The organism is Burkholderia sp. Se-20378 (assembly GCF_017104665.1).
GTDB lineage: Bacteria > Pseudomonadota > Gammaproteobacteria > Burkholderiales > Burkholderiaceae > Burkholderia > Burkholderia lata.
Genome location: NZ_JAAGPG010000533.1, coordinates 1 through 5,403 on the forward strand (window position 1 = coordinate 1; position 5,403 = coordinate 5,403).

General features: G+C 67.3%; 3 protein-coding genes. 2 read left to right on the plus strand and 1 reads right to left on the minus strand.

What is annotated here, in order from left to right; translation table 11 throughout:
• Window positions 1–348 precede the first annotated feature (348 nt).
• Complete coding sequence (locus G3N93_RS33030; RefSeq protein ID WP_206134843.1) at window positions 349–996, minus strand: TetR family transcriptional regulator; 648 nt, start codon at window positions 994–996, stop codon at window positions 349–351.
• Window positions 997–1,146: 150 nt separating this feature from the next.
• On the opposite strand from G3N93_RS33030, the gene G3N93_RS33035 reads away from it, so the two are divergent.
• Both G3N93_RS33035 and G3N93_RS33040 read left to right on the plus strand, forming a co-directional pair.
• Window positions 1,147–2,346, plus strand: coding sequence for a MexX/AxyX family multidrug efflux RND transporter periplasmic adaptor subunit (locus G3N93_RS33035; protein ID WP_206134844.1), 1,200 nt, complete (start codon window positions 1,147–1,149; stop codon window positions 2,344–2,346).
• A 20-nt stretch (window positions 2,347–2,366) separates the two neighbouring features.
• Window positions 2,367–5,403, plus strand: a 3,037-nt coding sequence (locus G3N93_RS33040; RefSeq protein ID WP_206134845.1) for a multidrug efflux RND transporter permease subunit, incomplete at its 3' end; no start/stop codon positions are given.

Consider the following 5,403-nt stretch of genomic DNA (forward strand, 5'->3'; position numbering starts at 1 on the left):
TCTTGACCAAGGTGTCCACATCCAGGAAAGCGGTTCAAAGGGGTGTGGGCAGGGGCCACCGGCGGCACAGCCGTCGGGCGGCGACGGGGCGGGCGGCGGGCGTGCAACAAAACAGGCCCCGCCAGGGGCCCGTGTCGTTTCCGTTCGACCCAACGCGCGGGGCGGGCCCGCTTCGAACGGCGGCGTGCATACCGGGTCGTACCCGGTTATCACGAAGACGCTAAAGAAAGATGACAGCGTCAGTCTACCGATGTTCCGCGAAACGTTAAAAATTTTAAAGGGGGTCAGCTCATTCGTTTCGCAGTGCGGTAAATCGGGTTAAATCAGCATTTATTACGACAAATTCCATCAGTCCGGCAATTTGTGCGCGCGGATGCGCAGCGCGGCGGACATGCGCACGGTGTCGAAGCCGGCATCGAGCATGGCTTCGGCGTCGTTCCACAGGTTGCCGCGCAGCCGGTTGGTCCAGATCATCGACGCGAACACGCCTTCGAGCAGCGACACGAGATAGACGGCGGCCAGGTGCACGTCGAGATCGGCGGCGACTTCGCCGGCCGCGATCGCGCGGCGCAGCAGCGCCTTCGTGATCCGCAGCATCTGCAACTCGAGCAGCATGCGGCGCCGCTGCAACTCGCCGTTTTCCTCGCTCTGCTCGCACTTCGTATAGAGGATCACGAGCACGCGCTGCATCGGGCCCGGCTCGCCACATTCCTGCAGATAGTGCGACGCGGCGCGCCGCAGCGTGGCGAGCGGCGGCAACCCGTCGCCCGCGTCGAAGCCTTCCGACGTGCGCGCGAACGCGCGGTCGCACATCGCGAGACACACTTCCATCTTGTTGCGGTAATGGCCGTAGACGGCGCCACGAGACATCCCGGCGGCCTCGGCGAGGTCCGCCATCGCGGTTTGCGCCACGCCTTTCTCGAGCAGCACAAGTTCGGCGGCGTCGAGGATCCGGTGCTTGATGGCGAGCGATTCTTCGCGGGTCTTGCGGGCCATGTCCTGAAATTCCTTACAGTTCGCTGTCGTTTTATTGAGACAGTGTGACGGTCAGATTGAAGTGGCGTGTATTTAATCAGTCGTGACTGATTATAATCGGCCACCCTGAGCCGCCGCATTTTATCGGTGGCGAACGATCTGAGGTCACACATGAATAACAATCGCTCCCTGTTGCGCCACCGACTGGCGCCGTTCGCGCTGGCGGCCGTGCTGGCCCTGGCCGGATGTGGAAAGGGCGACAAGGACGCCGCGCCGGAGGCCGCGAAACAGGCAACGGTCGTGACGGTGCGCCCGACGGCCGTGCCGATGACCGTCGAATTGCCGGGCCGGCTCGATGCTTACCGGCAGGCGGAAGTCCGCGCGCGGGTCGCGGGCATCGTGACCGCGCGTACCTACGAGGAAGGCCAGGAAGTGAAGCAGGGCGCGGTGCTGTTCCGCATCGACCCCGCACCGCTGAAGGCCGCGCGCGACGCCGCGCAGGGTGCGCTTGCGAAGGCGCAGGCCGCCGCACTCGCGGCGAGCGACAAGCGTCGCCGTTACGACGATCTCGTGCGCGATCGCGCGGTGAGCGAGCGCGACCATACCGAGGCCGTTGCCGACGACACGCAGGCGAAGGCCGACGTCGCGTCCGCGAAGGCGGAACTCGCACGGGCGCAGTTGCAGCTCGACTATGCGACCGTCACCGCGCCGATCGCGGGCCGCGCACGGCGCGCGCTCGTGACCGAAGGCGCGCTGGTCGGCCAGAACGAGGCGACGCCGCTCACGACCGTCGAGCAGCTCGATCCGATTTACGTGAACTTCTCGCAGCCGGCCGCCGACGTCGATGCGCTGCGCCGCGCGGTGAAGAGCGGGCGTGCGACGGGCATCGCGCAGCACGACATCGCGGTGACGTTGCTGCGCGCCGACGGCACCGCCTATCCGCTGAAGGGCAAGCTGCTGTTCAGCGATCTCGCGGTCGACCCGACCACCGACACCGTCGCGATGCGCGCACTGTTCCCGAATCCGGAGCGCGAGCTGTTGCCGGGCGCCTATGTGCGAATCGCGCTGGACACGGCGGTCGACCAGCGGGCGATCCTCGTGCCGCGCGATGCGCTGCTGCGCACGGCCGACCGCACGTCGGTGCGGGTCGTCGGCACGAACGGCAAGGTCAAGGACGTCGAGGTCGCAGCCGACCAGATGAGCGGCCATGACTGGCGCATCACGCGCGGCCTCGCGGGCGGCGAGCGCGTGATCGTCGACAACGCCGCGCAGTTCGCGCCCGATACGGCCGTCAAGCCCGTCGAGCAGGCGCCGCCGTCGAAGGCAGCGCCGGCAGCGGCCGCTTCGCAGGCGGCCGCCCGTCAAACCTGACTGGTTAACACCACACCACCATGGCACGTTTCTTCATCGATCGCCCCGTCTTCGCGTGGGTGATCGCAATCTTCATCATGCTGGGCGGCGCATTCGCGATCCGCGCGCTGCCCGTTGCGCAGTACCCGGACATCGCGCCGCCCGTCGTCAGCATCTATGCGACGTACCCGGGCGCGTCCGCGCAGGTCGTCGAGGAATCGGTGACCGCGCTGATCGAGCGCGAAATGAACGGTGCGCCGGGGCTGATGTATACGTCGGCCACCAGCAGCGCCGGGATGGCATCGCTGTACCTGACGTTCAAGCAGGGCGTGAACGCCGATCTCGCGGCCGTCGAAGTGCAGAACCGGCTGAAGACGGTCGAGGCGCGATTGCCCGAACCCGTGCGGCGCGACGGCATCCAGGTCGAGAAGGCCGCCGACAACATCCAGCTCGTGGTGTCGCTGACGTCCGACGACGGGCGGATGACCGCCGTGCAACTGGGCGAATATGCGTCGGCGAACGTCGTGCAGGCGCTACGTCGTGTCGAGGGCGTCGGCAAGGTGCAGTTCTGGGGCGCCGAATATGCGATGCGGATCTGGCCCGACCCGGTGAAGATGGCCGGGCAAGGTCTCACCGCGTCGGACATCGCGTCGGCGGTGCGCGCGCACAACGCGCGCGTGACGATCGGCGACATCGGCCGTACCGCGGTGCCGGCCAGCGCGCCGATCGCGGCGACCGTGTTCGCCGATGCACCGCTGAAGACGCCGGCCGACTTCGGCGCGATCGCGCTGCGCACGCAGGCCGACGGCTCAGCGCTGTTCCTGCGCGATGTCGCGCGCATCGAGTTCGGCGGCAACGACTACAACTACCCGTCGTACGTGAACGGCAAGGTCGCGACCGGGATGGGCATCAAGCTCGCGCCGGGCTCGAACGCGGTATCGACCGAGAAGCGCGTGCGCGCGACGATGGACGAGCTGTCCGCGTATTTCCCGCCGGGCGTGAAGTACCAGATCCCGTTCGAGACGTCGTCGTTCGTGCGCGTGTCGATGAACAAGGTCGTCACGACGCTGATCGAGGCCGGCGTGCTCGTGTTCCTCGTGATGTTCCTGTTCATGCAGAACCTGCGCGCGACGCTGATCCCGACGCTCGTCGTGCCGGTCGCGCTCGCGGGCACGTTCGGCGTGATGTATGCGGCAGGCTTCTCGATCAACGTGCTGACGATGTTCGGGATGGTGCTCGCGATCGGCATTCTCGTCGACGATGCGATCGTCGTGGTCGAGAACGTCGAGCGGCTGATGGTCGAGGAGGGGCTGGGGCCTTACGACGCGACCGTCAAGGCGATGAAGCAGATCAGCGGCGCGATCATAGGGATCACCGTGGTGCTGACGTCGGTGTTCCTGCCGATGGCGTTCTTCGGCGGCGCGGTGGGCAACATCTACCGGCAGTTCGCGCTGTCGCTCGCGGTGTCGATCGGCTTCTCGGCCTTCCTCGCGCTGTCGCTGACGCCCGCACTGTGCGCGACGCTGCTCAAGCCCGTGTCCGGCGACCATCACGAGAAGCGCGGCTTCTTCGGCTGGTTCAACCGCTTCGTCGCGCGCTCGACTGAGCGCTATGCGACGCGCGTCGGCAAGATGCTGAAGAAGCCGGTGCGCTGGCTCGTCGTATACGGTGCGCTGACCGGTGCTGCGGGGTTGATGCTCACGCAACTGCCGACCGCGTTCCTGCCGGACGAGGACCAGGGCAACTTCATGGTGATGGTGATCCGGCCGCAGGGCACGCCGCTCGCGGAAACGATGCAGAGCGTGCGGGAAGTCGAGTCGACCATCCGTCGCGACGAGCCGACCGCGTTCACGTATGCGCTCGGCGGCTTCAACCTGTACGGCGAAGGGCCGAACGGCGGGATGATCTTCGTCACGCTGAAGAACTGGAAGGAGCGCAAGAGCGAAGACGCGCACGTGCAGGCGATCGTCGCGCGTATCAACGAGCGCTTCGCGAGCACGCCGAACACGACGGTGTTCGCGATGAACTCGCCGGCGCTGCCCGATCTCGGCTCGACGAGCGGCTTCGACTTCCGGCTGCAGAACCGCGGCGGGCTCGACTACGCGACGTTCAGCGCCGCGCGCGAGAAGTTGCTGGAGACGGGCCGCAAGGATCCGGCGCTGACCGACCTGATGTTCGCCGGCACGCAGGACGCGCCGCAACTGAAGCTCGACATCGATCGCGCGAAGGCGTCCGCGCTCGGCGTGTCGATGGACGAGATCAACACGACGCTCGCGGTGATGTTCGGCTCCGACTATATCGGCGACTTCATGCACGGCACGCAGGTGCGGCGCGTGATCGTGCAGGCCGACGGGCTGCACCGGCTCGATCCGGACGACGTGAAGAAGCTGCGCGTGCGCAACACGCGCGGCGAGATGGTGCCGCTCGCGGCGTTCACCACGCTGCACTGGACGCTCGGGCCGCCGCAGCTCACGCGCTACAACGGCTTTCCGTCGTTCACGATCAACGGCTCGGCCGCGGAAGGCCACAGCAGCGGCGAGGCAATGACCGCGATCGAGCGGCTCGCCGGGAAACTGCCGGCCGGCACGGGCTTCTCGTGGTCGGGGCAGTCGTTCGAGGAGCGGCTGTCGGGTGCGCAGGCGCCGATGCTGTTCGCGCTGTCGGTGCTCGTCGTGTTCCTCGCGCTCGCGGCGCTCTACGAGAGCTGGTCGATTCCGTTCGCGGTGATGCTGGTCGTGCCGCTCGGCGTGATCGGCGCAGTGCTCGGCGTCACGCTGCGGATGATGCCGAACGACATCTACTTCAAGGTGGGGCTGATCGCGACGATCGGGTTGTCCGCGAAGAACGCGATCCTGATCGTCGAAGTCGCGAAGGACCTGGTCGCGCAGCGCATGTCGCCCGTCGACGCGGCGCTCGAGGCCGCGCGCCTGCGGCTGCGGCCGATCGTGATGACGTCGCTCGCGTTCGGCGTCGGCGTGCTGCCGCTCGCGTTCGCGTCGGGCGCCGCGTCCGGCGCGCAGATGGCGATCGGCACCGGCGTGCTCGGCGGCGTGATCACGGCGACCGTGCTCGCGGTGT

Bases quoted from the DNA above. Each gene is read 5' to 3' on its own strand.
- G3N93_RS33035 (WP_206134844.1), top strand. From the start codon at position 1,147: ATGAATAACAATCGCTCCCTGTTGCGCCACCGACTGGCGCCGTTCGCG.
- G3N93_RS33030 (WP_206134843.1), bottom strand. From the start codon at position 996: ATGGCCCGCAAGACCCGCGAAGAATCGCTCGCCATCAAGCACCGGATC.